The organism is Agromyces bracchium (assembly GCF_009709675.1).
GTDB classification, from domain to species: Bacteria; Actinomycetota; Actinomycetes; order Actinomycetales; family Microbacteriaceae; genus Agromyces; species Agromyces bracchium.
Map to the genome: position 1 here is coordinate 14,333 of NZ_WMLB01000002.1, position 25,940 is coordinate 40,272.

The 25,940-nt window shown below is 70.9% G+C and carries 28 protein-coding genes; 16 read left to right on the forward strand and 12 right to left on the reverse strand.

Annotation, left to right across the window (positions count from 1 at the left end):
- Positions 1-3: 3 nt before the first annotated feature.
- A complete protein-coding gene (locus GJ743_RS00550) occupies positions 4-912 on the reverse strand; it encodes a PAC2 family protein (protein WP_328288650.1) in 909 nt (302 codons plus the stop codon).
- 77 nt (positions 913-989) lie between these two features.
- Between GJ743_RS00550 and GJ743_RS00555 the strand changes: the two genes are divergently transcribed.
- From GJ743_RS00555 to lnt, 9 genes are all read left to right on the forward strand, one after another.
- Positions 990-1,664: an HAD family hydrolase gene (locus tag GJ743_RS00555; RefSeq protein WP_328288651.1), complete on the forward strand. Its 675-nt coding sequence runs from the start codon at positions 990-992 to the stop codon at positions 1,662-1,664.
- Positions 1,661-2,677 carry a tRNA (adenine-N1)-methyltransferase gene (locus GJ743_RS00560; RefSeq protein ID WP_328288652.1) on the forward strand — a complete coding sequence of 339 codons (1,017 nt, stop codon included), beginning with the start codon at positions 1,661-1,663 and terminating at the stop codon, positions 2,675-2,677. The genes GJ743_RS00555 and GJ743_RS00560 overlap by 4 nt, the downstream gene beginning before the upstream one ends.
- Before the next feature lie 40 nt (positions 2,678-2,717).
- Positions 2,718-3,659: an FKBP-type peptidyl-prolyl cis-trans isomerase gene (locus GJ743_RS00565; RefSeq protein WP_328288653.1), complete on the forward strand. Its 942-nt coding sequence runs from the start codon at positions 2,718-2,720 to the stop codon at positions 3,657-3,659.
- 49 nt (positions 3,660-3,708) lie between these two features.
- A complete protein-coding gene (locus GJ743_RS00570) occupies positions 3,709-4,728 on the forward strand; it encodes a helix-turn-helix transcriptional regulator (RefSeq protein ID WP_328288654.1) in 1,020 nt (339 codons plus the stop codon).
- Positions 4,725-5,744: a helix-turn-helix transcriptional regulator gene (locus GJ743_RS00575; protein ID WP_155050001.1), complete on the forward strand. Its 1,020-nt coding sequence runs from the start codon at positions 4,725-4,727 to the stop codon at positions 5,742-5,744. Before GJ743_RS00570 ends, GJ743_RS00575 begins: the two co-directional genes overlap by 4 nt.
- A gap of 63 nt (positions 5,745-5,807) precedes the next feature.
- Entirely contained in the window at positions 5,808-6,089 is a 282-nt protein-coding gene (gene tatA / locus GJ743_RS00580; RefSeq protein ID WP_155050002.1) for a Sec-independent protein translocase subunit TatA, read from the forward strand.
- Positions 6,090-6,139: 50 nt separating this feature from the next.
- Positions 6,140-6,904 (forward strand): twin-arginine translocase subunit TatC, encoded by a 765-nt coding sequence (gene tatC, locus GJ743_RS00585; RefSeq protein WP_155050016.1) that lies wholly within the window; start codon positions 6,140-6,142, stop codon positions 6,902-6,904.
- A gap of 12 nt (positions 6,905-6,916) precedes the next feature.
- Positions 6,917-9,346, forward strand: a complete 2,430-nt coding sequence (locus tag GJ743_RS00590) for a DEAD/DEAH box helicase (RefSeq protein WP_155050017.1) — start codon at positions 6,917-6,919, stop codon at positions 9,344-9,346.
- On the forward strand, positions 9,343-11,028 hold the full coding sequence (gene lnt / locus GJ743_RS00595; RefSeq protein ID WP_155050003.1) for an apolipoprotein N-acyltransferase: 1,686 nt from the start codon (positions 9,343-9,345) through the stop codon (positions 11,026-11,028). Before GJ743_RS00590 ends, lnt begins: the two co-directional genes overlap by 4 nt.
- Here lnt and GJ743_RS00600 read toward each other — a convergent pair.
- The 4 genes from GJ743_RS00600 to GJ743_RS00615 form a co-directional block, all read right to left on the reverse strand.
- Positions 11,025-11,390 carry an RNA polymerase-binding protein RbpA gene (locus GJ743_RS00600; RefSeq protein WP_155050004.1) on the reverse strand — a complete coding sequence of 122 codons (366 nt, stop codon included), beginning with the start codon at positions 11,388-11,390 and terminating at the stop codon, positions 11,025-11,027. The genes lnt and GJ743_RS00600 overlap by 4 nt on opposite strands.
- 86 nt (positions 11,391-11,476) lie before the next feature.
- Positions 11,477-12,229 carry a glycerophosphodiester phosphodiesterase gene (locus GJ743_RS00605; protein ID WP_328288656.1) on the reverse strand — a complete coding sequence of 251 codons (753 nt, stop codon included), beginning with the start codon at positions 12,227-12,229 and terminating at the stop codon, positions 11,477-11,479.
- 14 nt (positions 12,230-12,243) lie between these two features.
- On the reverse strand, positions 12,244-13,191 hold the full coding sequence (locus tag GJ743_RS00610) for an SPFH domain-containing protein (protein ID WP_328288657.1): 948 nt from the start codon (positions 13,189-13,191) through the stop codon (positions 12,244-12,246).
- Entirely contained in the window at positions 13,188-13,661 is a 474-nt protein-coding gene (locus GJ743_RS00615; protein WP_230386245.1) for an NfeD family protein, read from the reverse strand. Before GJ743_RS00615 ends, GJ743_RS00610 begins: the two co-directional genes overlap by 4 nt.
- A gap of 125 nt (positions 13,662-13,786) precedes the next feature.
- Here GJ743_RS00615 and GJ743_RS00620 point away from each other — a divergent pair, with 125 nt between their 5' ends.
- Positions 13,787-14,554, forward strand: a complete 768-nt coding sequence (locus GJ743_RS00620; protein WP_328288658.1) for an SDR family oxidoreductase — start codon at positions 13,787-13,789, stop codon at positions 14,552-14,554.
- A gap of 94 nt (positions 14,555-14,648) precedes the next feature.
- Here GJ743_RS00620 and GJ743_RS00625 read toward each other — a convergent pair whose 3' ends face one another.
- From GJ743_RS00625 to GJ743_RS00635, 3 genes are all read right to left on the reverse strand, one after another.
- Complete coding sequence (locus GJ743_RS00625) at positions 14,649-15,257, reverse strand: HdeD family acid-resistance protein (RefSeq protein ID WP_155050006.1); 609 nt, start codon at positions 15,255-15,257, stop codon at positions 14,649-14,651.
- Positions 15,258-15,386: 129 nt separating this feature from the next.
- Complete coding sequence (locus GJ743_RS00630; protein WP_155050007.1) at positions 15,387-16,448, reverse strand: 1-acyl-sn-glycerol-3-phosphate acyltransferase; 1,062 nt, start codon at positions 16,446-16,448, stop codon at positions 15,387-15,389.
- Positions 16,448-17,293 (reverse strand): patatin-like phospholipase family protein, encoded by an 846-nt coding sequence (locus tag GJ743_RS00635; protein ID WP_155050008.1) that lies wholly within the window; start codon positions 17,291-17,293, stop codon positions 16,448-16,450. Before GJ743_RS00635 ends, GJ743_RS00630 begins: the two co-directional genes overlap by 1 nt.
- 99 nt (positions 17,294-17,392) lie before the next feature.
- Here GJ743_RS00635 and GJ743_RS00640 point away from each other — a divergent pair, with 99 nt between their 5' ends.
- The 4 genes from GJ743_RS00640 (at position 17,393) to GJ743_RS00655 (ending at position 21,323) form a co-directional block, all read left to right on the forward strand.
- A complete protein-coding gene (locus tag GJ743_RS00640; protein WP_328288659.1) occupies positions 17,393-17,836 on the forward strand; it encodes a helix-turn-helix transcriptional regulator in 444 nt (147 codons plus the stop codon).
- A gap of 10 nt (positions 17,837-17,846) precedes the next feature.
- A complete protein-coding gene (locus tag GJ743_RS00645) occupies positions 17,847-18,257 on the forward strand; it encodes a VOC family protein (protein WP_155050009.1) in 411 nt (136 codons plus the stop codon).
- 81 nt (positions 18,258-18,338) lie between these two features.
- Positions 18,339-20,723 (forward strand): ATP-binding cassette domain-containing protein, encoded by a 2,385-nt coding sequence (locus GJ743_RS00650; RefSeq protein WP_155050010.1) that lies wholly within the window; start codon positions 18,339-18,341, stop codon positions 20,721-20,723.
- A 159-nt stretch (positions 20,724-20,882) separates the two neighbouring features.
- Positions 20,883-21,323, forward strand: a complete 441-nt coding sequence (locus GJ743_RS00655; protein ID WP_155050011.1) for an iron chaperone — start codon at positions 20,883-20,885, stop codon at positions 21,321-21,323.
- Between the two features lie 414 nt (positions 21,324-21,737).
- Here the strand turns inward: GJ743_RS00655 and GJ743_RS00660 are convergent, their stop codons facing one another.
- From GJ743_RS00660 to dhaK, 4 genes are all read right to left on the reverse strand, one after another.
- Positions 21,738-22,067: a hypothetical protein gene (locus tag GJ743_RS00660; RefSeq protein WP_155050012.1), complete on the reverse strand. Its 330-nt coding sequence runs from the start codon at positions 22,065-22,067 to the stop codon at positions 21,738-21,740.
- Between the two features lie 71 nt (positions 22,068-22,138).
- Positions 22,139-22,852 carry a dihydroxyacetone kinase phosphoryl donor subunit DhaM gene (gene dhaM / locus GJ743_RS00665; RefSeq protein ID WP_155050021.1) on the reverse strand — a complete coding sequence of 238 codons (714 nt, stop codon included), beginning with the start codon at positions 22,850-22,852 and terminating at the stop codon, positions 22,139-22,141.
- A 1-nt stretch (position 22,853) separates the two neighbouring features.
- Positions 22,854-23,501, reverse strand: coding sequence for a dihydroxyacetone kinase subunit DhaL (gene dhaL, locus GJ743_RS00670; RefSeq protein WP_328288660.1), 648 nt, complete (start codon positions 23,499-23,501; stop codon positions 22,854-22,856).
- Positions 23,502-23,512: 11 nt separating this feature from the next.
- Complete coding sequence (gene dhaK / locus GJ743_RS00675) at positions 23,513-24,514, reverse strand: dihydroxyacetone kinase subunit DhaK (RefSeq protein ID WP_328288661.1); 1,002 nt, start codon at positions 24,512-24,514, stop codon at positions 23,513-23,515.
- 220 nt (positions 24,515-24,734) lie between these two features.
- On the opposite strand from dhaK, the gene GJ743_RS00680 reads away from it, so the two are divergent.
- Positions 24,735-25,508 (forward strand): MIP/aquaporin family protein, encoded by a 774-nt coding sequence (locus GJ743_RS00680; RefSeq protein WP_328288662.1) that lies wholly within the window; start codon positions 24,735-24,737, stop codon positions 25,506-25,508.
- Between the two features lie 117 nt (positions 25,509-25,625).
- The coding region (locus tag GJ743_RS00685; protein ID WP_268865756.1) for an FGGY family carbohydrate kinase at positions 25,626-25,940 on the forward strand (315 nt) is incomplete at its 3' end.

The window sequence follows — 25,940 nt, forward strand, 5'->3', positions numbered from 1 at the left end:
TCGTCAGGCGCCGTCGCGCGGCCGCCACGGGCCGCCGCCCGGCTGGTCGCCGCGCCGGCGCAGGTAGCGCTCGAACTCCTGGGCGATGGCCTCGCCGGATGCCTCGGGCGCGTCGACCGCGTCGCGCGCCTGCTCCAGCTGGGTGATGTACCCGGCCATCTCCTCGTCGTCGGCGGCGAGCGCGTCGACGCTCGACTCCCACGCCTTCGCCTCCTCCTCGAGCGACCCGCGGGGGATGCTGAGGCCCGTGAGCTCCTCGACCTTGCCGAGGAGGGCGAGCACGGCCTTCGGCGACGGCGCGTTGTGCACGTAGTGCGGCACCGACGCCCAGAGCGACACCGTGGGGATGCCGACGCGTTCGGCCTGGTCGGCGATCACGCTGAGGATGCCGACGGGCCCTTCGTAGGTGGAGCGGTCGACGCCGAGCGCTGCACGTACCTCGGGGTTCTCGCTCGACGCGAAGACCGAGAGTGGCCGGGTGTGCGGGGCGTCGGCGAGCATCGCGCCGAGCAGCACGATGCCCTCGATGTCGGCGGTGAGCGCGGCGTCGATGAGCTCGGCGGCGAAGCCCTTCCAGGTGCGGGCGGGCTCGGCGCCGAGGAGCACGTGGAGCCGGTCGGCGCCTGGGCCGGTGACGACCTCGTCGTCGTCGGGGCGCGGTTCGCCGCTCGGGCCGAGGATCGCGGCGCCCGGCCAGCTGAGGCGGCGCGTGCCGTCGGGCGCGGTCTCGATCGTCGGGCGAGTGAACTGGTAGTCGAAGTAGAGCTCGGGATCGACCGCCGCGATCTCGGCGAGGCCCAGCCGTTCCGCCAGGAGTCGTGCCGCCCCGGTGGCCGCCTCGCCGGCGTCGTTCCATCCCTCGAATGCGACGACGAGGAGTCGTCCGCCCTCGAACCCGGTCGGCTGCTGCACTCGGTCCGCCCCGCTTCCCGAGCCCGGAACGTCCGGACTCAACTCCACAATAGGCCGTGCCGATAGAATCGCCCGTTGTGACCAAGCGCCTTCCCGCCGCCGTCCTCTGGGACATGGACGGCACCCTCGTCGACACCGAGCCGTACTGGATGCGGGCCGAGATCGAACTCGTCGAGGAGTTCGGCCGAACCTGGACCCACGAGGACGCCCTGCAGATGGTCGGCATGGGCCTCTGGGACGCCGCGGAGGTGTTCCGGCGTGCCGGCGTCGACCTGCCCGCCGACGCGATCGTCGAGCGGCTCACCGAGCGCGTGCGCGAGCAGCTCGCCCAGCACGGCGTGCCGTGGCAGCCCGGCGCCCAGGCGCTCCTGAAGCAGCTCCGCGACGCGGGCGTGCCCACCGCGCTCGTGACGATGTCGATCCGCTCGATGGCCGAGGACGTGGTGGGCGCGATCCCGTTCGCCGCGTTCGACGAGCTCGTGACCGGCGACGAGGTCGCCGCGCCGAAGCCGCATCCGGAGCCCTACCTCGCCGCCGCCGGCCGACTGGGCGTCGACATCGCCGACTGCGTCGCGATCGAGGACTCGCCGACCGGCCTCGCGTCGGCGACCGCGGCCGGCGCCGTGGTGATCGGCGTGCCCCACATGCTCCCGCTCGACGCGGCGCCGTCCGACGTCGTCTGGGAGAGCCTCGACGGCCGCACGCTCGACGACCTCGTCGACGTCGCGACGACGAAGTGGGCGAGCGCGTGAGCCGCGGCGAGGCCGGCGGTCCCTTCCGCGTCGGCGACCGCGTGCAGCTCACGGGCCCGAAGGGGCGGATGCACACGATCACGCTCGAGCCGGGCAAGGTCTTCCACTCGCACAAGGGAGCGATCGGGCACGACGAGATCATCGGCCTGCCCGACGGCTCGGTCGTCGCGAACGCGGTCGGCGTCGAGTACCTCGCGCTCCGCCCCCTGCTCAGCGACTTCGTGATGTCGATGCCGCGCGGCGCGGCGATCGTGTACCCGAAGGACGCGGTGCAGATCCTCGCGCAGGCCGACGTCTTCCCCGGCGCGACGGTCGTCGAGGCGGGCGTGGGGTCGGGCGCGCTCTCGCTCTGGCTGCTCCGCGCGATCGGCCCGGCCGGCCGCCTGATGTCGTTCGAGCGTCGCGAGGAGTTCGCCCACGTCGCCCGCGGCAACGTCGCGACCTTCCACGGCGAGGACCCGGCGAACTGGTCGATCACCCTCGGCGACCTGGCCGAGACGCTCCCGGAGCAGGCGGAGGCGGCATCCGTCGACCGCGTCGTGCTCGACATGCTCGCCCCGTGGGAGTGCATCGACGTCGTCTCGACCGCCCTGAAGCCGGGCGGCGTGCTGCTCTGCTACGTCGCGACCGTCACGCAGCTCTCGCGCGTCGCCGAGGCGATCCGCGCGACCGGCTGGTACACCGAGCCCGTCGCGAACGAGACGATGGTCCGCGGATGGCACGTGCAGGGCCTCGCGGTCCGGCCCGACCACCGCATGATCGCGCACACCGGCTTCCTCGTCACCGCACGCCGGCTCGCGCCCGACACGGTCCTCCCGGAGCTCAAGCGCCGCCCGTCGAAGACCGAGTTCAGCGACGAGGACGTCGAGGCCTGGACGCCCGGCGCGCTCGGCGAACGCAACGTCAGCGACAAGGTCCTCCGCAAGCGCGCCAGGGCAGCGGATGCCGCGGCGCGGAGTTCGCGCGGCGACACCGGTGCCGAGCCCACCACCGACCCCGCCGACGCCGACTAGGCTGTCTGCGCCCGTTCCACCCGAGACGAAACGAGGATCCGTGCGCCTCCCGCTCGCACTCACCGCCACCGCGACCGCCGTCGCCCTCGCCCTGACGGGCTGCGCCTCGGCACCCGAGCCTCAGGCGGAGCCCGGCGCGTCGTCCGACCTCGTCGAGGTCCGCGGCGACTTCGGCGACACGCCCCGCGTCGAGTTCCCGACGCCGCTCGTGCCCGACACCACGCAGTGCACCGAGCTCATCGAGGGTGCGGGCGACCACCTGGTCGACGGCCAGCAGGCGCTCGTCGGGCTCGCCGTCTACAACGGCACGACGGGCGACGAGATCCAGGTCACCGGCTTCGGCGACGAGGAGGCGGTGCCGGTCGTGCTCGGCGCGAACACGCTGACCGGGCTCCGCACCGGGCTGAGCTGCGCGCGCGAGGGATCGCGCGTCGCGGTCGTCATCCCGCCGTCCGACGGCTTCGGCGACGAGGGCAACGCGTCGCTCGGCATCGGCGGCGACGACAGCCTCGTCGTGATCTTCGACGTGCAGCAGGCGTTCCTGCCGAAGGCGAACGGCTCGCCGCGCATCACGCGCGACGGCTTCCCGGCCGTGGTCACCGCGCCCGACGGCCGCCCCGGCATCACCGTGCCCGACCGCGACCCGTTCGAGACGACCGAGGTCGAGGTGCTGAAGCAGGGTTCCGGCGAGACCGTCGAGGACGGCGACCGGGTCGTCGTGCACTACACGGGCGTGCTCTGGAGCGACAACTCCGTCTTCGACTCGAGCTGGGAGGCCGGCGCCCCCGCCTCGTTCGTCGTGAGCGAGGGCACGGGCTCGCAGGTGATCCCGGGGTTCGCCGAGGCGCTCATCGGCCAGCAGGTCGGCTCGCAGGTCGGCGTCGTGGTCGCCCCGGAGGACGGCTACGGGGACGCCGAGCAGGCCGGCATCCCGGCCGGTTCGACGCTCTTCTTCGTGATCGACATCCTCGGCGTGGTGTGAGGCCGGGCGGCCGCCGTGCCGCCGCGGGCGCTTCAGTATGATCGCTGACGTGGCGTCATCCAAGCCCGCGGGGGAGTCGCGGATCCCGGTCGAGGACCGGCTGTTCAGCCTCGTCCTCGCCCTGCTCGCGACCGAGACCGGGCTGCTGAAGTCCGAGATCCTCTCGACCGTGCGCGGGTACGCCGAGCGATACGATGCGCGCGGCGGCAATGCGAACCTCGAGCGCCAGTTCGAGCGCGACAAGGACGACATCCGCGACCTGGGGATCCCGCTCGAGACCGTGGAGTCCCCGGACCGCCCCGGCGACAACCAGGCCCTGCGCTACCGCATCCCGAAGGGCGAGTACGACCTCCCCGTCGACGTGCGGTTCACGGCCGACGAGCTCGCCCTGCTCGGCCTCGCGGCCGAGGTCTGGCGCGAGGCCTCGCTCTCGGCCGACTCGCAGCGCGCACTCACGAAGCTCCGCTCGCTCGGCATCGAACCGCGTGAGCCGGTGATCGGCTACGCGCCGCGGCTGCGGGTGCGGGATGCCGCGTTCGAACCGCTCCGCCAGGCGCTCGACAAGCGGCAGCGCGTGCGCTTCCACTACCTCAAGCCCGGCGAGCAGGCGCCGCGCCTGCGCACGGTCGAGCCGTACGCGGTGGTGCTCCACGAGGGGCGCTGGCACCTGCACGGCCGCGACGTCGACGCGGCGGCGCCGCGCACGTTCCTCCTCTCGCGGATCGTCGGCGACGTGAAGGCGCTGCCCGGCGCTCCGTTCGAGCCGCCGCCGGCCGACGTGCAGGACCGGGTCCTCGCCGACCTGCAGGCGCTGCGCCTGGCGAACGCGGCCGACCTCGCCGTGAGCGCCGGCTCCGACGCCGAGGTGCGGCTCGGCAAGCGCGCCGTGCAGTCCGACGACGATGCCGGCGTCATCCGACTGCACTACACCGACGAGGTCGTCTTCGCCGACGAGCTCGCGTCGTACGGACCCGAGGTGCGCGTGCTCGCACCCGCCTCGCTGCGCGAGGCCGTGCGCGCCCGGCTCGCCACGGTCGCGGCCGCGCACCGCGCGGGAGGAGTCGCATGAGCGCACGTCCGCCACGGCGGCCCGCCGGCCTGCGCGCGCCCGACAAGCTCGTCTTCCTGCTCTCGCTGGTGCCGTACCTGCTCGAGCAGCGCGTGGTCGACGTCGCCGACGCGGCCGCGCACTTCGGGGTGGGCGAGCAGGAGATCCGCGACGCCGTGATGCTCATCGCGACGTCCGGGCTTCCCGGCGCGACCGGAACGTACCAGCCGAACGACCTGTTCGACATCGACTGGGACGCGTTCGAGGAGGACGACGTCATCGTCATCGTCCACCACGTCGCCATCGACGACGCCCCGAAGCTCTCGGCGCGCGAGGCCGCCGCACTCATCGCGGGCCTGCGCTACCTCTCCGCGGCGCCCGAGAACGCGGGCAGCGCGTCGCTCGCCGCGCTCACCGAGAAACTCCGAGCGGGCGCCTCGGGCGAGCCGAGCCGGATCGCGGTCGCCGAGGAGGCGGTGGACCAGACCCTCGCCGAGGTGCGACGGGCCGTGGCATCCGGCCACCGGCTCGAATTCGACTACCTCAACGCACGCGGCGAGCACCGGCGTCGCCGCGTCGACCCCCTCCGGATCGCCTCGCTCGGCGCCGACTGGTACCTGCAGGCATACGACCAGCTCCGCGACGACGTACGGAACTTCCGCATCGACCGGATGAGCGGACTCAGCATCACGGACGAGCCGATCGGCGACCACACGGGGCGGGTGATCCCCGAGACCCTGTTCCAGGCGTCGCCCGACGACCTCGAGGTCGTGGTCGACGTCGCCCCCGAGAGCCTGCCGCTGCTCGCCGACTACCTCGCCGATTCGACGTCCACCGAGGTCGACGGGCGACTGCGCGTGACCCTGCGCCTCGCGCACGTGCACGGCCTGAAGCGCCTCGTGGCCGGACTCCCCGGCCTCGTGACCGTGATCGCCCCGAAGGAGGCCCGCGAGGTCGTCGCCGCATGGGCCGAGGCCGGTCTCGCCGGGTATCCGGACGACCTGTCCGATCGTGATGCGATCGAAGCAGAGGTGTGAGGCCACGGCCCCACGCGAGCAGGTAGACTGGCCGCACCATCCCGCCAGAATGGACGAACACCTATGTTTGGAAACGCCTTCACCGGTTGGCACGCGCTGATCATCCTCTTGGTGATCCTGCTGCTGTTCGGTGCGCCGAAGCTTCCCGCGCTCGCGCGGAGCCTGGGCCAGTCGATGAAGATCCTCAAGAGCGAGGTCCGCTCCGACGGAGATGACGCCGACGCCAAGGACGGCGCAGCGGCGAGCACCGAGGCGCCCGCCTCGTCGACCACGTCGGCTCCTGCGTCGACGACGCCCGCCCAGGTCGAGCAGCCGAAGCGCGCGGACTCCGGCCCGAGCGCCTGAGCCGCATGACCGCGGTGAAGGATCGCGGGGAGAAGAACCGCGAGAAGCGGATGTCGCTCGGTGCGCACCTCATCGAGCTGCGCAAGCGACTCTTCCGGTCCGCGATCGCCATCGTCGTCGGCATGGCCATCGGCTGGTGGCTGACCGACGCGTTCGTGTGGCAGGCGATCCAGGAGCCCGTCAACCTCGTCGTCGAGGCGCAGCAGGGCACCGACGCCGCATCGACGGGCATCATCTTCCCGACGATCTCCAGTGCATTCGACCTGCGCCTGCAGATCGCCTTCACGCTCGGCATCGTGCTCTCCGCGCCGGTCTGGCTCTACCAGGTCTTCGCGTTCCTCGTGCCCGGCCTGAACACCCGTGAACGCAAGTACACCTTCGCGTTCTTCGCGACCGCGATCCCGCTCTTCTTCGCGGGTTGCGCGGCCGGGTGGTTCGTGCTGCCGAACATCGTCAAGCTCATGACGGGATTCGTGCCCGAGGGTGCGGAGACGCTGCTGACGGCCAAGGAATACATCGACTTCGTGCTGAAGCTCGTCGTGGCCATCGGCATCGCGTTCGTCGTGCCCGTGTTCATCGTGCTCCTGAACTTCGCCGGGATCATCAGCGCGCAGTCGATCATCAAGTCGTGGCGCATCGCGATCCTCGTGATCGTGCTGTTCACGGCCTTCGCGACGCCGTCGGCCGACGTGGTCTCGATGTTCATGCTCGCCATCCCGATGATCGGGCTGTACTTCGCCGCCTACGGCCTCGCCTACCTGCACGACCGCCGGGTCGCCAAGCGCAATCAGTTGGAGTTCGGCGACGCTGTCTAGGCTGGAGGGGTGATGAGCCTCTCGCCGGCGGAACGCTATGCACTGTCCCGGCAGCAGCGTCGGCAGCCGAGACTTCAGGAGTTCGCGTCGAACCTCTCGTTCGACCTCGACCCGTTCCAGCGCGCGGCGTGCGCCTCCCTCGACGAGGGCCGGAGCGTGCTCGTGGCCGCGCCCACCGGCGCCGGCAAGACCGCGGTCGCCGAGTTCGCGGTGCACCTCGCGATGCACGGCGCCGACGAGAAGGTCTTCTACACGACGCCCATCAAGGCGCTGTCGAACCAGAAGTACCAGGAGTTCGTCGAGACGTGGGGCGCGAGCAACGTGGGCCTGCTGACCGGCGACACGAACATCAACTCGGGCGCACGGATCGTGGTCATGACCACCGAGGTGCTCCGCAACATGCTCTACGCCGACTCGCCCCTGCTCGAACGGCTGTCGTTCGTCGTCATGGACGAGGTGCACTACCTCGCCGACCGGTTCCGCGGCGCGGTGTGGGAGGAGGTCATCATCCACCTCCCCGAGCACGTGCGGCTCGTGTCGCTGAGCGCGACGGTGTCGAACGCCGAGGAGTTCGGCGACTGGCTGCAGGCCGTCCGGGGCGACACCGACGTCATCGTGTCGGAGCAGCGACCCGTCCCGCTCGAACAGCACGTGCTCGTGGGCTCGAAGCTCATCGACCTCTTCGACTCGTCGGGTCAGGCGGCGACGCATCGGGTGAACCCCGAACTGCAGCGGCTCGCTCGCGCCGGCGGCCGATCGATCGGCGCGCGCTCGCAGCGCGGTCGTCGCGGCGGCGACCGCGGCCGTTACCACCGGCCCGCGCCGGGCGGGGGGCGAGCAGAGCGCTCCGAGGTCGTCGAGCTGCTGAGCGGCAAGCACCTGCTGCCGGCGATCTTCTTCATCTTCTCGCGCGCGGGGTGCGACCAGGCCGTGCGCCAGGTGCTGCGCAGCGGCATCCGCCTCACCGACACGGAGGAGCGCGCGGAGATCCGGGCGATCGTCGAGGAGCGCGCGCGGATGCTGCGCGACGACGACCTCGCCGTGCTCGGGTACTGGGAATGGATCGAGGGCCTGCAGCGCGGCGTCGCCGCGCACCACGCCGGCATGCTCCCGACGTTCAAGGAGATCGTCGAGGACCTCTTCCAGCGGAAGCTCCTGAAGGTCGTGTTCGCGACCGAGACGCTCGCGCTCGGCGTGAACATGCCTGCCCGTTCGGTCGTGCTCGAGAAGCTCGAGAAGTTCAACGGCGAGGCGCGCGTGCCGATCACGCCGGGCGAGTACACGCAGCTCACGGGTCGAGCGGGGCGTCGAGGGATCGACGTCGAGGGGCACTCGGTGATCCAGTGGGTCGACGGCCTCGACCCCGAGGCCGTGGCCTCGCTCGCGTCCCGCCGGAGCTACCCGCTGAACTCGAGCTTCACGCCGACGTACAACATGGCCGTGAACCTCGTCGACCAGTTCGGTCGCGAGCGCACCCGGCAGATCCTCGAGCTCTCGTTCGCGCAGTTCCAGGCCGACCGCGCGGTCGTCGACCTCGCGCGGACCCTCCGCAAGCAGGAGGAGTCGATGGCCGGCTACGAGGAGGCGATGCGGTGCCATCTCGGCGACTTCGCGGAGTACGCCGGCATCCGCCGCCGGATCGGCGACCTCGAGCGGCAGTCCTCGAAGGGGAACCCGACGCACGCGCAGCGCGAGCGGTTGCAGCGCGAGCTCGGCGCCGAACGCAAGCGCCTGCGCGCGCACCCGTGCCACGGGTGCGCCGAGCGCGAGCAGCACGCACGCTGGGCCGAACGCTGGTGGCGGCTGAAGCGCGACCACGACGACCTCTCGCGGCAGATCCGCTCGCGCACGGGGCAGGTCGCGAAGCGGTTCGACCGCGTCGCCGAAGTGCTCGAGGAGCTCGGGTACCTGAAGCGCGACGTCGACGGGGGGCTCGCCTCCACGGCCGCAGGTCGCACGCTCAAGCGCATCTACGGCGAACGCGACCTGCTCGTCGCCGAGGCCCTGCGACGCGGGCTGTGGGACGGCCTCGACGTCGCGTCGGTCGCCGCGATGGCCGCCGCGCTCGTCTACGAGCCGCGTCGCGACGACCGGGGCGTGCAGTACCGACTGCCGAAGGGCGGCTTCCGCGAGGCGTTCGAGCGCACGCTCGACGCGTGGAGCGAGCTCGACGACGTCGAACGCGACCACCGGCTCCCCGGCAGCGAGCAGCCCTCGCCCGCGCTCGCGACGGCGATGCACGCGTGGGCCCGCGGTGCCGGACTCGCCCAGGTGCTCGCCGACACCGAGCTCGCCGCCGGTGACTTCGTCCGGCTCTCCAAGCAGGTGGTCGACCTGCTCGACCAGGTCTCCATCGTCGCCGACGCGGAGCTCGGGGCGACGGCACGCGCCGCCATCGACGCCGTCCGGCGCGGGGTCGTCGCGTACGGGGCGGCGGCATGAGCACGGAGCCCGCCACGACGGCGGAGGATCGTCCGATCGCGCGACGAGGCGCGGCAGCCTCCGACAAGGCACGCTCAGCGAACGCCGGGGCCGGCGCCGTCGACGGGAGTCGTGACCCGCGCCCGATCCTGCCCCTCTGGGCCGCCCTCATCGTCTCCGCGCTCGGCGGGTTCGTCTACGATCTCGGCTTCCCCGGCGCGAGCGTCTGGCCGCTCGCCTTCGTCGGCATCGCGATGGCGCTCGTGCCGCTCATCGGCCGGTCGCTGCTCTCCTCCTTCCACGTCGGCCTCGCGTTCGGCCTCGCGTTCTACCTCTCGCACGTATCGTGGACCGCGCTCTACCTCGGACCGATCCCGTGGCTCGCACTGTCGATCCTCGAGTCGCTCTTCGTCGCCGGCGGCGCGGTGCTCATCACCCTCGCGTACCGCTGGGTGCCGCAGGCGAGCCGCTCGCGCTGGGTGCAGCTGATCGCGCTCCCGGCACTCGTGGCCGGGCTCTGGATCGTGCGCGAAACCGTCACCGGCACGTTCCCGTACGGCGGGTTCCCCTGGGGACGTGCAGCGCTCAGCCAGTCGGAGAGCCCGTTCGCGCCCGTCGTGTCCTGGATCGGGTCCTCGGGCCTGGGTTTCGTGATGGTCGCGATCACGGCGGCCGTCATCGAGTGGGTGCGGGTGCGCGGATGGCGCGACCTCCGGACCGCGATCCCGGTCGCCGTGCTCGTGGTCGTGGCCGTCGCGTTGCCGGCCTTCCCGACCACGCCGGCCGGAGAGCTGCGCGTCGCGAGCGTGCAGGGCAACGGACCGGCCGGCTACTTCGACCAGCGCGAGCAGGGCGACGTGCTGCGTTCGCAGCTCGAGGCCACCGAGCCGGTGCTCGACGAGGACGTCGACGTGCTGCTCTGGCCGGAGGGCGGGTCGGATATCGACCCCACGCGCAGCCCATCGGTCGCCCGCATCTTCGACGGCCTGTCGGAGGAGCTCGACGCCCCCGTCATCCTGAACACCGTGACGGTCGAGGGCGATGAGGGCGACGAGCGCTTCTACAACACCTCGTTGCTCTGGGAGGCGGGGGAGGGCGCCGTCGATCGGTTCGCCAAGCGCAACCCGGTTCCGTTCGGCGAGTACATTCCCGACCGCTGGTTCTACGACGCCATCGTTCCGGAACTCACGGGCCTCATCCAGCGCGGGTACTCGCCCGGGACCGAGCCGCCGGTGTTCGACCTGGGCGACACGGTCACGGGCCTCGCGATCTGCTTCGACGTGATCTACGACGGCCTCATCTGGGAGGGCGCCCGCGACGGCGCCGAGCTCTACATGCTCCAGACGAACAACGCCGACTTCCGCGGCACCGACGAGAACCAGCAGCAGCTCGCGATCGCCCGACTCCGCGCGATCGAGACCGGTCGCTCGGTCGTGAACATCTCGACGGTCGGCACGAGCCAGGTGATCGACCCCGCGGGCCGGACCATCGACGCGCTGCCCGCCTACGAGGCCGGTGCGATGGTGACCGACGTCGAGCTGCGGACCGGACTCACGCCGTCGGTCGTGCTCGGCTGGGCCGTCCCGCTCCTGCTCGTCCTGGGATCGCTCGTCGGCCTCGTCTGGGCGGGTGTCGTGGCACAGCGGAACGCCCGGCGCCGGACGGGGTCCGGGGCCGGGCGTGAGGGTGCGCTGGAGGCTTAGGCGCCGATCTTCTGCTGACCGCGCCGGGCCCGCAGGTACTGGAGGCGCTCCTCGAGGATCTCCTCGAGCTCGGCGCGCGTGCGGCGCTCGAGCAGCATGTCCCAGTGGGTGCGGGCGACCTTCTCGCCCGAGCGGTCGATCTCGACGGGCTTGGAGTCGACGAGGAGGACCGCGGAGTTGCCGCAGTGACGGCACTCCCACTCCTCCGGGAGATCGGCCTCGGTCGAGAAGGTCATCACGGTGTCACGACCGCACGTCTCGCAGCGGTACGTGTAGTCCGCGCGGTCGGCGAAGATCACGCCGTCCTCGCTCTGCAGGCTCTGGGCGCCGATACGCATGCCCCGAAGGCTCCGGTCCGCCATGGCGTACTCCTCTCGATCGTCAATCAGGTATAGACGATCAAGCTGGGCATCTTCTTCCCGCCGCCTGAGGTTTTGCCGGGGAACGCTCAGGTTTCCGCGACGATCCGCAGCGCGAGGTCGGCGCGATCGGTCACGAGCCCGTCGACGCCGAGGGCGAGGAGGCGCCGCATCTCCGCCTCGTCGTTCACCGTCCAGATGTGCACCTCGAGGCCAGCGGCGTGCGCGGTCTCGAGGAGGGCGGGGGAGAGGACCCGGAGCCGGCCCACCCGTTCCGGGATCTGCAGGGCGCGGGCCCCGGCGACCCCGCGACGCATGGCGGCGGCATTGCGGGTGCGGGATGCCACGACGGCGCGGAGCACGGATGTCCGACCCGCCGACGTCACCGAATCGGGCACCGCCACCGCGAGCCGCCGCCGCCGGGCGTCCGAGAAGGCGGTGAGCAGGACCCGGTCGGCGGCTCCGGCCCGGCGGACCGCCTCGATGGTCGGTGCGACCGCGGCATCCGTCTTCACGTCGATGTTGAGCCGGGCCTCAGGGAACGCGTGCAGCAGTTCGTCGAGCGTGCCGAAGCCGTGGCCGCCGCCGAGGTCGACCGACCGGAGTTCGTCGAGCGAGAGGTCGGACACGGACTCGGAGCGACCGGCCACCCGCCGCAGCGTGGGATCGTGCGCGAGCACGGCCGCGCCCTCGGCGCTCGGGTGGATGTCGGTCTCGAGGTACCGCGCGCCGGCACGGACGGCCGCCTCGAACGCCGCGAGCGTGTTCTCTGGCACCTCGAGCGCGAGGCCGCGATGCGCGAGGACGCGCGGAACGGATGGCTCGAACCAGCCGCCGTTCACTCGGGCAGCCGCACTCAGCCGGGGAAGCCCGGGCGGGACGACCCGGCCGGCGGGGTCGAGCCGCTCGCGTCGCCCCCGCCGTTCGGCGTGAACGCCCGACCGATGCCCTTCAGCGCCTCGGTGAGCTCGCTCGGGACGATCCAGAGCTTGTTCGACGCGCCCTCTGCGAGCTGGGGGAGCATCTGCAGGTACTGGTAGCCGAGCAGCTTCGGGTCGGGGTCGCCCTTGTGGATGGCGTCGAAGACCGTGAGGATCGCCTCGGCCTCGCCCTGCGCGCGGAGCACCGCGGCCTTCGCGTCGCCCTCCGCTCGGAGGATCTCGGCCTGGCGGAGACCCTCGGCCTCGAGGATCGCCGACTGCTTCGTGCCCTCGGCCGTGAGGATCGCGGCACGTCGGTCGCGCTCGGCGCGCATCTGCTTCTCCATCGAGTCCTGGATGGAGAGGGGCGGGTCGATCGCCTTCAGCTCGACGCGGGAGACGCGGATGCCCCACTTGCCGGTGGCCTCGTCGAGCACGATGCGCAGCTGGCCGTTGATGTTGTCGCGGCTCGTGAGCGCCTCCTCGAGGTTCAGCCCGCCGACGACGTTTCGCAGGGTGGTCGTCGTCAACTGCTCGACCGCACCGAGGTAGTTGTTGATCTCGTACGTCGCCGCGCGTGCATCGGTCACCTGGAAGTACACGACCGTGTCGATCGAGACGACCAGATTGTCCTCGGTGATCACCGGTTGCGGCGGGAACGACACGACCTGCTCGCGCATGTCGACGAGCGGCAGCAGGCGGTCGATGAACGGGATCAGGATGTTCAGGCCGGGCGTGAGGGTCTTGTGGTACCGCCCCAGGCGCTCGACCACGCCCGCGTAGGCCTGCGGGATGATCCGGATCGACTTCGCGATCACCACGATCGCGAAGATCGCGATCGCGACGACGACGATCAGGGCGATGATGGGTCCGACGTCGTTCACGCCTGGGTGCTCCTCTCCATCGGGACGACGACCGCCGTCGCCCCGTCGATGCCGGTGACGAGCACGTTCTCGCCCACGGCGACATCCGCCTGCTCGGTCACCGGCGAGAGCCGTGCCGTCCAGACGTCACCGTTCTGCAGCCGGACCTGGCCTCCGGCCGGCCCGACCGTCCGGACCACCGTGCCGGCGGCTCCGATCAACGCGTCGACGTTGCTACGCGCGGGATCCGCGCCGCGCCGGAGCATCCGGAGCAGCGATGGTCGCAGCGTGAGGATCAGCAGGACCGCGACGACGGCCGCCACGATGAACTGCGCCCACCAGGGGATTCCCGTCAGCCCGGACAGCAGCCCTGCCACGCTTCCGAGGGCGAGCATGAGGAACGTCATCTCGAGGGTGAACACCTCGATGGTGGCGAAGACGAGGATCAGGACGAGCCAGGCGATCCACGCGTACTGGGTCAGAACATCCAACTTGGTCTCCTTCGGGCCCCCGCTTTTCAACCTATCAGCGCACGGGGTGCCGGTGGGGGAGTTGGTAGTCTCGGTGCGGCGTGCAGCGCGCGCCCGCGACATCCGCACCACTCGAGGAGCCCAACGTGACCAACCCGCTCGCCCCCGGATCGCTCGACGGCCGCGTCGCCCTCGTCACGGGCTCGTCCCGCGGCATCGGCGCGGATACCGCCCGCTACCTCGCCGAGGCCGGCGCGGCGGTCGTCGTCAACTACCGCAGCAAGGCCCCCCGCGCGGAGAAGATCGTGAACGAGATCGTCGCGGCCGGCGGTCGGGCGATCGCGGTCGGCGCCGACCTGACGGATGCCGCGTCCGTGCGCTCGATGTTCGAGCAGGCGGTCGCCGAGCTCGGGCCGGTCGACCTGCTGGTGCTCAACGCCTCGGGCGGCATGGAGAGCGGGATGGGCGAGGACTACGCCATGCGGCTGAACCGCGACGCGCAGGTGAACGTCGTCGACAACGCCCTCCCGCACCTGGCCGAGGGCGCGCGCATCGTGTTCGTGACGAGCCACCAGGCGCACTTCATCCGCACCACGCCGACCATGCCCGAGTACGAGCCCGTCGCGCTCTCCAAGCGCGCCGGCGAGGACGCGCTCCGCGCGAAGCTGCCGGAGTTCGACGCGAAGGGCGTCGAGTTCGTCGTCGTGTCGGGCGACATGATCGAGGGCACCATCACCGCCACGCTGCTCGAGCGCGCGAACCCCGGCGCCATCGCCGCCCGCAAGGAGGACGCGGGCAAGCTCTACAACGTCGCGGAGTTCGCCGCCGAGGTCGCGTCGGCGGCCGTCGATCCCGTCCCGGCCGATCACACCCGCTACGTGGGGGATGTCTCGGGCTTCGCCCCCGAGGACTGACGCGTGACGCACGCGGCACGGGTGCCGACGCGCGACGAGGGCGGGACCGGCTGGACCGGTCCCGCCCTCGCGGTGTCTCTGGAGGCTCAGCGCGTCACGACGACAGCTGCATGCCGCGCCCGAACGTGAACGCGCGGACGATCTGGACGATGCCGAGCACGATGAGCGCGATGCCTGTCACCCAGAACAGGATCGCGACGCCCCAGAGCGGCGAGAAGAGCAGCACGATGCCCGCGATGATGCTGAGCAGGCCGAAGAAGATGCTCCAACCCCGCGACGACGAGTTGCCCGACTGGGCGAGCGCGACGACGCCCTCGACGATCCAGAGGACGCCGACGAGGATGCCGAGGAAGATCCCGATCACGACCGCGCTCTCGGTCGGGTTCGAGAACATGACGATCGCGCCGATGAGGAAGAGCACGCCGAGGATGATGTCGAGCGCCCTGGCGCCGCCGGAGATCGACTTCGAGAAGATGCCGATGCCGACGTAGGCGAGTCCCGCGATGAGGAAGTAGATCGCGAGCATCACCGTCAGGACGACGGCCGAGTTCTTCGGCCAGAAGGTGATGAAGACGCCGATGATCAGGGCGATGACCCCCGTCACGCCGAGCGCGACGCGGATCGAGTTCACCGCCGACTTCGTGAGTTCGGCCGAATCGAAGGCGAACGCCGCGAACATGCTGTTGGACTGCGGGGAGGACATTGCGACTCCTTCCGGCGCGCCCGGAGCAGCGCGCTCGGGTTCAGGGTATTCCCAGCGAGGATCGCGGCGCGGGAGCCGTTGGTCCTGTGCCGTCGGCGTGTCGCGTGTCGCGCACCCGCCGGGCTCGCTTCAGCGGCGACGCGCCTCGATCCATCCGTCGATCCGCTCCCACTCGCCCATGAGCCAGTCGGTGCGCGCGTCGTGGTCGTCGGGGATGTCAGTCCGTGGGACGTTCCAGACCTGCATCGTGATCGTCTTGTCGGTCGGCAGCGCACGCCAGACGTCGCCGACCGTGCGGATGCGGTCGAGGCCCGTGTGCGCGACGAGGAAGACGTCGGCGTGGGGCGCGGCGTCGAGCGCGGCGAACAGGCCGGCCGGCCGTGGAGCCATGACGTTCATCAGGCGGGCGGCGCGTTCCGCCGCGGCCGCGAGCCCGGCGGCTCGGAGTCGCGCGATCGCCCGCGCCCGGCGCTCGGGCGTGAAGTTGCCGCCCTCGGGGAAGATCACGAGGGCGTCGCGCGGGCCCATGTCGCTCGCGAGCTCGCTGATGCGGTCCGTCAGCGCGAGCGCGGTGCTGCCGCTCGGCGCGCCACCGCGTCGGGCGCGACGCCGTCCGCCGGCTGTGCCGGCCACCGGCGGCGGTGCGATGAACCGGTTCGGAAGCCGGTTGAGCACCACGTCGACGGCCGGGTCCCACTGCATGGTGTCCTTGAGCACGATCCGCGGCGAACGGTCGAACCAGTTGAGCACGGCGTGGATGAGGATGAACGAGTCGCCGGGGCCGGCGTGCCGGCTCGCGATGACGCGCGGCTCGTCGTCGTCGTGGAACCCCTCCGGCACGCGTACGTCGATGTCCAGCCGAAGCACCCAGTGCACGTTCCAGAAGAGGAACTCGAGCATGCGCGCGACGAACCGGTAGTGCGCACGCTGGAATCCGTGCGAGTGGATCCGCCACCCGAACCCGGAGGCGACCCAGAGCGCGAACAGTGCGACGATGGCCGCGGCATCCCACAGCAGGTACACGGCGACCATGACGAGCAGCCGCGGCGTCCGTAGCCGCGGTTCCACGAAGATCGACACGATGACCGCGATGGCGAGCCACGCCGGCAGCAGGGCGACCACGACGAGCGCGAGGGCGATCACGAGCGGCGCGAGGATGCCGCGTCGCACCCACTTCGGCGGCAGCCGCATCAGTCCACGGCCCGTTCCGCCGCCGCGCCGCCGGGTTCGTCCTCGCGATCCAGGTAGGCGGATGCCGCGCCGTAGGCGGTCGCCATCCGGCGGCGGAGCGCCGCGGGGGAGAGGTTGCGCGAGACGCGGTTCTCCTTCGGCGACGCCGTCCCGGTGGGGAGCACGTGCATACGCGTCCCCGCCGCGAGGGCCGCGCTGTCGCGGGCGAAGCGGTGCCGCCGGGAGATCTCGAACGCGACGCGGGCGTTCTCGAACTGGTTCCGCGGCGGCGTCAGGGCGTGCTCGATCCGGCCGACCTGCATGACGTAGATGTCGGTCGCGCCGGCGTCGGCGGCCTGGCCGACCGGGATCGAGTTCACGATCCCGCCGTCGACGAAGTGCTCGTCGCCGATCCGCACCGCCGGGAACAGCCCGGGCAGCGCGGCCGAGGCGAGCACGGCCGGCACGAGCGGACCCGAGTCGAACCAGTGCTCGGCCGCCCGCTCGACGCTCGCCGCGCAGCACCGGAACTCGATCTCGAGGTCCTCGAACGCGGTGGCGCCCACGAGCCCGTACGCGAGCATCCGCCGGAGCGGCTCGGTCGACATGACGTGCGCACGACCCGGTCGCAGTCCCATCCCGGTCGTGATCGCCCGCGCCTCCCGGGAGGTCCACGCCTCCTCGAGGCGCTCGAGGCTGCGATCGACGTCGGCGGCGATGATCGCCCCGTTGATCGCACCGATCGACGTGCCGACCACGAGGTCGGGGCGGATGCCGCGTTCGAGCACCGCGCGGAGCATGCCGACCTGCACGGCTCCGAGCACTCCGCCGCCGCCGAGGACGAACGCCACCTTCCCGGAGACCATGGCGCCATTCTGGCACCGGCACGGCACGGCACGACGGAACGAAGGGCCCTCCGATCGAGCCGCTGGACATCGCACCCGCGAGGTGGGAGCATCGCGCTCGTGGACAGCCGAAGCATCCGGCCGGACGCGCTGCGCGACCTCGCCGTGCTCCGGCGCGTGCGCGACCGCATCGACCGGGAGTACGCGCAACCGCTCGACGTCGAGGCGCTCGCGCGCGGCGCGAACATGTCGTCGGGGCACCTCAGCCGGCAGTTCCGCGCGGCCTTCGGCGAGTCGCCCTACTCCTACCTGATGACGCGTCGCATCGAGCGCGCGATGGCGCTGCTGCGACGGGGCGACCTCACCGTCACCGAGGTGTGCTTCGAGGTCGGCTCCACGTCGCTCGGCACGTTCAGCACCCGCTTCACGGAGCTCGTCGGCGTGCCGCCCAGCGTGTACCGCGAGCGTTACGCCGGCGCGACGCTCGGGATGCTGCCGTGCGTGGCGAAGCAGGTGACCAAACCGATCAGGAATCGAGAAGCCACCGTCGGCGGCCGTGGCTAGCGTGGCATCCATGAGCCTCACCATCCACTCCAGCTTCCTCCCGCACCTCGACCCCGAGGCCTCGCTCGCGTTCTACCGCGACGTGCTCGGATTCGAGGTCCGCAACGACGTCGGCTACGAGGGCATGCGCTGGATCACGGTCGGCCCCGCCGACCAGGCCGACACGGCGATCGTGCTCCATCCGCCGGGCGTCGGCCCTGGGATGACCGACGACGATCGGAACGCCCTCCTCGAGATCATCGCCAAGGGCAGCTACTTCGGCGTGAACCTCGCATCGACCGACCTCGACGAGACGTTCGCGACCCTCGAGGCCGCGGGCGCCGAGGTCGTGCAGGAGCCCGTCGACCAGCCGTACGGGCTGCGCGACTGCGCCTTCCGCGACCCGGCGGGCAACATGATCCGGATCCAGCAGGTCGGGTGACCCCTCGCCGCACCCGCGACGCCTCCGGGCGGTGGCGGTGCTGCGGTGCTTGGATCGATTCCGACCCCCGATGGAGGCACGATGACCACGACCCCGAACGTCGACCCCGGAGCATCCGCTCGACCGCCCGCCGACAGCCATGACCGGATCCGGGTGCAGGGCGCCCGCGAGAACAACCTGAAGGACGTCTCGGTCGACCTGCCGAAGCGGCGCCTCACCGTGTTCACCGGCGTGTCCGGCTCCGGCAAGAGCTCGCTCGTGTTCGACACGATCGCCGCCGAGTCGCGGCGGCTCATCGACGAGACGTACAGCGCGTTCGTACAGGGGTTCATGCCGTCGGTGCCGCGCCCCGACGTCGATGTGCTCGACGGACTCACCACCGCGATCATCGTCGACCAGGAGCGGCTCGGCGCGAACCCTCGCTCCACGGTCGGCACCGTCACCGACGCGAACGCGATGCTGCGGATCCTCTTCAGCCGGCTCGGCGAACCGCACATCGGCGGGCCCACCGCCTTCTCGTTCAACATCCCGACGCAGAAGGCCAGCGGCGTGATGACCTCGGCGACCGGCGAGAAGACCATCGTGCGCGATGTCGTCTACCTCGGAGGCATGTGCCCCCGCTGCGAGGGTCGCGGCTCCGTGTCCGACATCGACCTCGCCCAGGTGATCGACGAGACCAGGTCGTTGAACGAGGGCGCGATCACGGTGCCCGGCTACACGGCCGACGGCTGGATGGTGCGCGGGTTCTCCGAGTCCGGGTTCTACGACCCCGACAAGCCCATCGCCGAGTTCACGGAGAAGGAACGGCACGCCCTGCTCTACAGCGAGCAGAAGAAGGTCCGGATCCAGAACATCAACATGACCTACGAGGGGCTGATCCCCAAGATCACGAAGTCGATGCTCTCCAAGGACCTCGACGCCCTGCAGCCCCACATCCGAGCCTTCGTCGAGCGCGTGGCGACCTTCGCCCGCTGCCCGGAGTGCGACGGCACGCGGCTGACCGAGGCGGCGCGGTCGTCGAAGATCGACGGCGTGAGCATCGCCGATGCGTGCCGAATGCAGGTCACCGACCTCGCCGCATGGATCCGGGGTCTCGACCGCCCCGATGCCGGGCCCCTGCTCGAGGCGCTCGGTGCGAACCTCGACGCCTTCGTCACGCTCGGGCTCGGTTACCTCAGCCTCGAGCGGCCGTCGGGCACGCTCTCCGGTGGCGAGGCGCAGCGCATCAAGATGCTGCGACACCTCGGGTCGTCGCTGACCGATGTCACCTACGTCTTCGACGAGCCGACCATCGGGCTCCACCCGCACGACATCCAGCGCATGAACACGCTGCTCCTGCAACTCCGCGACAAGGGCAACACCGTGCTCGTCGTCGAGCACAAGCCCGAGACGATCGCGATCGCCGACCACGTCGTCGACCTCGGCCCGGGGGCCGGGCGCGACGGCGGCGAGATCGGCTTCGAGGGCTCGGTCGACGAACTGAAGTCGAGCGGCACGATCACCGGCCGGCACCTCGACGACCGGGCGACGATCAAGCCCGAGGTGCGCCGGGGCTCCGGCGCCATCGAGGTGCGCGGCGCCGACGAGAACAACCTGGAGGACGTCGACGTCGACATCCCGCTCGGCGTGCTCACGGTCGTCAGCGGTGTCGCGGGCTCGGGCAAGAGCTCCCTCATCCACGGGTCCGTGTCGCCGCGCGAGGGGATCGTCTCGATCGACCAGGGCGCGATCAAGGGCTCGCGGCGCAGCAGCCCGGCGACCTACACGGGCCTCCTGGAGCCGATCCGGAAGGCGTTCGCGAAGGCGAACGGCGTGAAGCCGGCGTTCTTCAGCGCCAACTCGGAAGGCGCGTGCCCGACGTGCAAGGGCGCCGGCGTCATCGTGACCGAGCTCGGCTTCATGGACACGATCGAGACGCCGTGCGAGGACTGCGGCGGCAAGCGGTTCCAGTCCGGCGTGCTGCAGTACACGCTCGGCGGGCTCGACATCACCGAGGTGCTCGACCTGCCGGTCGCGAAGGCACGCGAGTTCTTCTCGGCGGGCGAGGCGAAGATCCCGGCCGCGGCCGCGATCCTGGGGCGCCTGGAAGACGTCGGGCTCGGCTACCTGAGCCTCGGGCAGCCGCTCTCGACCCTGTCGGGCGGCGAGCGGCAGCGGGTGAAGCTCGCGATCGCGATGGGGGAGACGGGCGACGTCTACGTCCTCGACGAGCCGACGACCGGCCTCCACCTCGCCGACGTCGACAACCTGCTGCGCTTGCTCGACGGTCTCGTCGACTCCGGCAAGACCGTGATCGTCATCGAGCACCACCAGGCGGTCATGGCCCACGCCGACTGGATCATCGACCTCGGGCCGGGCGCCGGCCATGACGGCGGACGCATCGTCTTCGAGGGGACGCCGGCGGACCTCGTCGCGAGCCGCGCGACGCTCACGGGGGAGCACCTCGCCGACTACGTCGGCGCCTGATACCCCCACCCGTATTCGCGAGAGGAATCGTCATGTGCCTGCATTCGGCCTACGAAACCGGGGGAGTGGTCTACTCGCGAGACCTCACGCTCGCCGCGCCATCCGCTCGACCGGCCTCGTCGACCGAGCCCGCACCGACCGAACCGAGGGAAGCCGACCATGGCTGAGACCAAGCGCACGCCCGCACGCGACGAGGACCCGGGCGGGTTCACCGACGAGGAGCGCGCGGCGATGAAGGACCGTGCCAAGGAGGTGCGCCGTGGGAAGAAGGACGGCGCGGCCGACCTCCGCGAGAAGATCGCCGAGCTCGAGGGCAGCGACCGGGCGATGGCCGAACGCCTGCACGAGCTCATCACCGAGCATGCGCCCGGGCTCGTGCCGCGCACGTACTACGGCATGCCCGCCTGGGCGAAGGACGGCAAGGTGCTCTGCTTCTTCCAGCCCGCGCTGAAGTTCAAGACGCGCTACGCCACCTTCGGCTTCAACGACAACGCGCTGCTCGACGACGGCGAGCTCTGGCCGACGTCGTACGCGCTCACCGAGCTGACGCCGGAGGGGGAGCAGCGCATCGTCGAGCTGGTGACGCGGGCGGTCGGCTGAGCGGGGCGCGTCCCGCAAGCGGGGCCACGTCCCGCGGAGGAACTTCTCCACATTCGTCGGCGTCGCTCTCCGCCCGGGTTCGTCGTGGAGCTAGAGTGCGCCCATGACGGTTGCCTCGATGCGGCGGTGGTTCGGAGCGATCGGCCTCGCGGCGGCGATGTCCGTGGCATCCGCGGGGTGTACCGCTGTCGCTTCCGATCAACCTGGCGCGTGAGACGCGCGGGCTCCGCGGCTGATGCCCGTGCGAGCGTTCTCGAAGGCATAGCGCCGATAATGCACATTATGTCGGAACAGTTCAGAGAGCGCGGCTGATCGTGAAGCTGCTTCACGATGCGTTCGCTTCATCGTGTGCCCCAACCGACCCCCGCCATCGAATGGTCACCCACGGCGACCACTCCCGGGCGGCACGACGATTCAGGCGCCTTCGTGACGCCTGAGCTTCTCCACGCGTTCCTCGCTCGCCGGCATGCCGAACTCGTTCAGCGGCCCGCTCGCCGCGGGCTCCGGCAGACGGACGTCGGTCGGGCATTCGAGCAGGACGTTCGACGTCGACTCGTCGATGCGGTGCTCGAACATCGGGTGTCCGCACAGCGGACACGGCTTCTCCCCCGACTGACTGCGGTCGTCGGGCTCCTCCGGGGCCATCCGCGGCGACTCGAACGCTGGGGTCATGACCCGATCCACCCGGTCGAAGAACCTGGTGAACGCGTTCCCGTCGCCGTGACCCGCCTCATCGCGTGCCATGGCGCCGATGGTACTCCCGGCGTCGCGCTCCGCGCGAGGAAGATATGGATAGTTATACTATCCAGTACCTCTCAGTGCTCGCCGAATCCGCTGGATGCGAGGTCGGCGAGCGCCTCCACCGCCTCCACCCCACCGGGGTCGTCCGTCGCGATCTCGACCTCGTCGCCCTTCACGAGCCCGAGCGCCATGATGGCCAGCAGGCTCTTCGCGTCGATGCCGTTCACGGTCACGCGTTGGGGGAACGAGCTCGCGAGCTTCACGAGTTCCGCGGCCGGTCGCGCGTGCAGCCCGTCCGAGTTCGTGAGGGTGATCCGGCGGCTGATCGAACCCGCGTCTCCGGCGTCGGAGGGAACCCCGGCCGGAGTCGCGGACGACTCCGCCGGGGCCTGGCCTCCCCCGCCGGCCGACTCGGCCGCGCGCACGACGACCTCGAGCGGGTCACCCGACTCCGCCGCGACGGATGCCGCGACCGCGCCCTCGACGAGCGGCGCATCGGCGATCCGGACCCGTTCCCGCTGGTCGTCGTCGAGGAAATCCATCGCCGTCTCGGCGGTGAGGATGGCGGACCCGAGGTCGCACAGGACGACGACGCCGATCCCGGCATCCGCTGCGCCGATGGCCGCGGACACGCGCTCGAAGCTCGTGCCGATGCGACCGTCGTCCGTGCCTCCGGCCGGCTCGATGCGGACGCTCGGCGCCATCTGGTGCGCGAGCTCCACCACGCCCGAGGCGATCTGCTCGGAGTGCGAGACGATGACGATCCCGATGCGCTCCCGGTCCCCCATCTCAGGCACTGGTCCCGTTGGATGCCGCTGCGGCGGCCGCCTCGAGGAGGTATGCGGTGGACTGCGCCCCGGGATCGCGATGGCCGGCCGAACGTTCTCCCAGGTAGCTGGCACGGCCCTTGCGGGCGACGAGCGGGATGGTCGCGTCGGAGCCCGCCGCCGCGGCATCCGCCGCAGCCCGGAGCGTCTCGGCGGCGCTCGCCCCTCCATCGGCCGCGCTTCGCGCCGCGTCGACCGCGGGCGTCCACGCGTCGACCATCGTCTTGTCTCCCGACTCGGCCTTGCCTCGCGCGACGATGCCGTCGCGCGAGGCCTCCAGGAGCGACACGACGCCGGCGGCATCGATCGAGGACTCGCCGGCGATGGCGCCGGACCCCCTCAGGAACGCCGTGCCGTAGAGCGGTCCGGCCGCGCCGCCGACCGTCGAGATCAACGTCGTCGCGACCATCTTCAGCACGTCGGCCGGTGTCGATCCCGCGGGCAGGTCGTCGAGCTTGGGCAGCACGGCCTGGAAGCCGCGGTCCATGTTCTCCCCGTGGTCGCCGTCGCCGATCTCACGGTCGAGCGTGATCAGCTCGACTCGATGCTCCGACATCGACTCCGCGCCGCGCCTGACCCAGTCCACCGCCCAGGTGATGTCCAATCCCACCGCGGCCGCCCCTATCGACCCCACCGGAGCGCCGCCGTGTGCACGGGGGCGTCCCAGAGGCCGATCATCTCGTCGTCGAGCTTCAGGACCGTGAGCGAGAAGCCCTGCATCTCGAGCGAGGTGATGTAGTTGCCGACGAGCGAGCGCTCGATCGTGATGCCCTTCTCGGCGAGCACCTCGGCGGCGCGACGGTACGCGATGTAGAGCTCGATCTGCGGGGTGCCGCCCATGCCGTTGACGAAGAGGAGCACCCGGTCTCCGGAGGAGTACGGCAGGTCCTCGATGATCGGCGTGAGCAGTCGGTCGACGATCGCATCGGCCGGCTCGAGCTTGATCCGCTCGCGCCCGGGCTCACCGTGGATGCCGATGCCGATCTCGACCTCGTCCTCCGCGAGCGTGAAGCTGGGCTCTCCGGCATGCGGCACGATGCAGGGCGTCAACGCCATGCCCATCGACCGCACGTTCGCATTGACGCGCTCGGCGATCTCGGCGACCCCGTCGAGGCTGTCACCGCGATCGGCCGCCGCCCCGGCGATCTTCTCGACGAGCACCGTGCCGCCGACGCCGCGACGCCCGGCCGTGTAGAGGGAATCCTTGACCGCGACGTCGTCGTTGGTCACCACGGCGCGGACCTCGATGCCGTCGGCGGCGGCGAGGTCGGCGGCCGTCTCGAAGTTCAGCACGTCGCCGGTGTAGTTCTTCACGATGTGGAGCACGCCCTTGCCGCCGTCGACGGCCTTGGTGGCCGCGAGGATCGGATCGGGCGTCGGCGAGGTGAACACCGCGCCCGGCACGGCGGCGTCGAGCATGCCCGGGCCGACGAAGCCCGCGTGCAACGGCTCGTGGCCGCTGCCGCCGCCGGAAACGAGGCCGACCTTGCCCGCCACCGGCGCGTCGGCGCGCACGACGTGGATGGGATCCGTCTCGACCCTCACGAGGTCGGCGTGCGCGAGGCCGAAGCCTGCGACTGACTCGTCGACCACGCGCTTGGGATCGTTGATGATCTTCTTCACGAAAACGTCCCTTCCCCTCGGCCGCACCCGCCCGGCCCGTCGCCTGTCGACGTTGACGCGGCACTCCCCCGCAAAACTACTCCGGCGAGGCCCGGCGATGAAAGGGCTATCCGACGATTCCCGCGCGCCCTTCCGCGCATCTCGACCACGCGAGTATGGTGGGCGCTGATCCGCCCTGGGGCGCGGCCCCTCGGGCACGGCGAAAGGATGGAAGGTCAACGTGGACAATCTCGGAGTGCTGTTCCTCTCCGAACTCGTCGGCACGGCGATGCTCGTGCTGCTCGGTTGCGGAGTCGTGGCCAACGTCGCCCTCGTGAAGACGAAGGGCTACAACGGCGGGTTCCTCATGGTCACCATCGGCTGGGGCTTCGCGGTCTTCGCCGGCGTCATCGTCGCGTATGCGTCGGGCGCGCACATCAATCCCGCGGTCACCCTCGGACTCGTCGCCAACGGCGCCACCGAGTTCGGGAACGCGGCCCTCGGAACGACGGTCCCGGTGGACGCCCTCACGGTGCTCACGTACATCGGAGCACAGCTGATCGGTGCCATCCTCGGTGCCATCGTCTGCTGGCTGGCGTACAAGCAGCACTTCGACGACGAGCCCCAGCCCGCCAACAAGCTGGGCGTGTTCTCGACGGGCCCGGCCATCCGCTCGTACGCGTGGAACCTCGTGACCGAGATCATCGGCACCTTCGTGCTGGTGTTCGTCGTGATCGGCTTCGGCCGCAACGGCGACGCGTCCGGCCTTGCGGCGCTCGGCGCGCTGCCCGTTGCACTCCTGGTCATCGGCATCGGCGCGTCGCTCGGTGGCCCGACCGGGTACGCGATCAACCCGGCCCGCGACCTCGGTCCGCGCATCGCGCACGCCATCCTCCCGATCAAGGGCAAGGGCAGCAGCGACTGGTCCTACTCGTGGGTCCCCGTCGTCGGCCCGATCATCGGCGGCGTGCTCGCGGGCTGGACCGCGATCGTCGCGCTCCCGCTCCTGGGCTGATCACCGAGGGGCCGGTCGTCCGAACGACCGGCCCCTCGTCCGTCCGCGCGCAGCGACGCGAACCGTCGAGCGCGGACTGGCACATTCCATCACTGCGACAGAGAGGACGCATCGGAAATGGCCGACTACATCCTGGCGATCGACCAGGGAACCACCAGCACTCGAGCGATCATCTTCGACCACAAGGGGTCGATCGTCTCGACCGGACAGCTCGAGCACGAGCAGATCTTCCCCAAAGCCGGTTGGGTCGAACACGACCCCATGGAGATCTGGAAGAACACCCGCGAGGTGATCGGCCAGGCGCTCGGCAAGGCCGACCTCACCCGCCACGACATCGCCGCCGTGGGCATCACCAACCAGCGCGAGACCTCGGTCGTGTGGGACAAGAACACCGGCGAACCGGTCTACAACGCGATCGTCTGGCAGGACACC

What these genes read in the sequence shown, in the direction of transcription:
- GJ743_RS00625 (WP_155050006.1), bottom strand. Translation starts at nt 15,257, where the DNA reads ATGTCCTCCCCGCAGTCCAACAGCATGTTCGCGGCGTTCGCCTTCGAT.
- GJ743_RS00630 (WP_155050007.1), bottom strand. Translation starts at nt 16,448, where the DNA reads ATGCGGCTGCCGCCGAAGTGGGTGCGACGCGGCATCCTCGCGCCGCTC.
- GJ743_RS00660 (WP_155050012.1), bottom strand. Translation starts at nt 22,067, where the DNA reads ATGGCACGCGATGAGGCGGGTCACGGCGACGGGAACGCGTTCACCAGG.
- GJ743_RS00635 (WP_155050008.1), bottom strand. Translation starts at nt 17,293, where the DNA reads ATGGTCTCCGGGAAGGTGGCGTTCGTCCTCGGCGGCGGCGGAGTGCTC.
- GJ743_RS00600 (WP_155050004.1), bottom strand. Translation starts at nt 11,390, where the DNA reads ATGGCGGACCGGAGCCTTCGGGGCATGCGTATCGGCGCCCAGAGCCTG.
- GJ743_RS00650 (WP_155050010.1), top strand. Translation starts at nt 18,339, where the DNA reads ATGACCACGACCCCGAACGTCGACCCCGGAGCATCCGCTCGACCGCCC.
- GJ743_RS00645 (WP_155050009.1), top strand. Translation starts at nt 17,847, where the DNA reads ATGAGCCTCACCATCCACTCCAGCTTCCTCCCGCACCTCGACCCCGAG.
- lnt (WP_155050003.1), top strand. Translation starts at nt 9,343, where the DNA reads ATGAGCACGGAGCCCGCCACGACGGCGGAGGATCGTCCGATCGCGCGA.
- GJ743_RS00575 (WP_155050001.1), top strand. Translation starts at nt 4,725, where the DNA reads ATGAGCGCACGTCCGCCACGGCGGCCCGCCGGCCTGCGCGCGCCCGAC.
- GJ743_RS00655 (WP_155050011.1), top strand. Translation starts at nt 20,883, where the DNA reads ATGGCTGAGACCAAGCGCACGCCCGCACGCGACGAGGACCCGGGCGGG.
- tatC (WP_155050016.1), top strand. Translation starts at nt 6,140, where the DNA reads ATGTCGCTCGGTGCGCACCTCATCGAGCTGCGCAAGCGACTCTTCCGG.
- tatA (WP_155050002.1), top strand. Translation starts at nt 5,808, where the DNA reads ATGTTTGGAAACGCCTTCACCGGTTGGCACGCGCTGATCATCCTCTTG.
- dhaM (WP_155050021.1), bottom strand. Translation starts at nt 22,852, where the DNA reads ATGGGGGACCGGGAGCGCATCGGGATCGTCATCGTCTCGCACTCCGAG.
- GJ743_RS00590 (WP_155050017.1), top strand. Translation starts at nt 6,917, where the DNA reads ATGAGCCTCTCGCCGGCGGAACGCTATGCACTGTCCCGGCAGCAGCGT.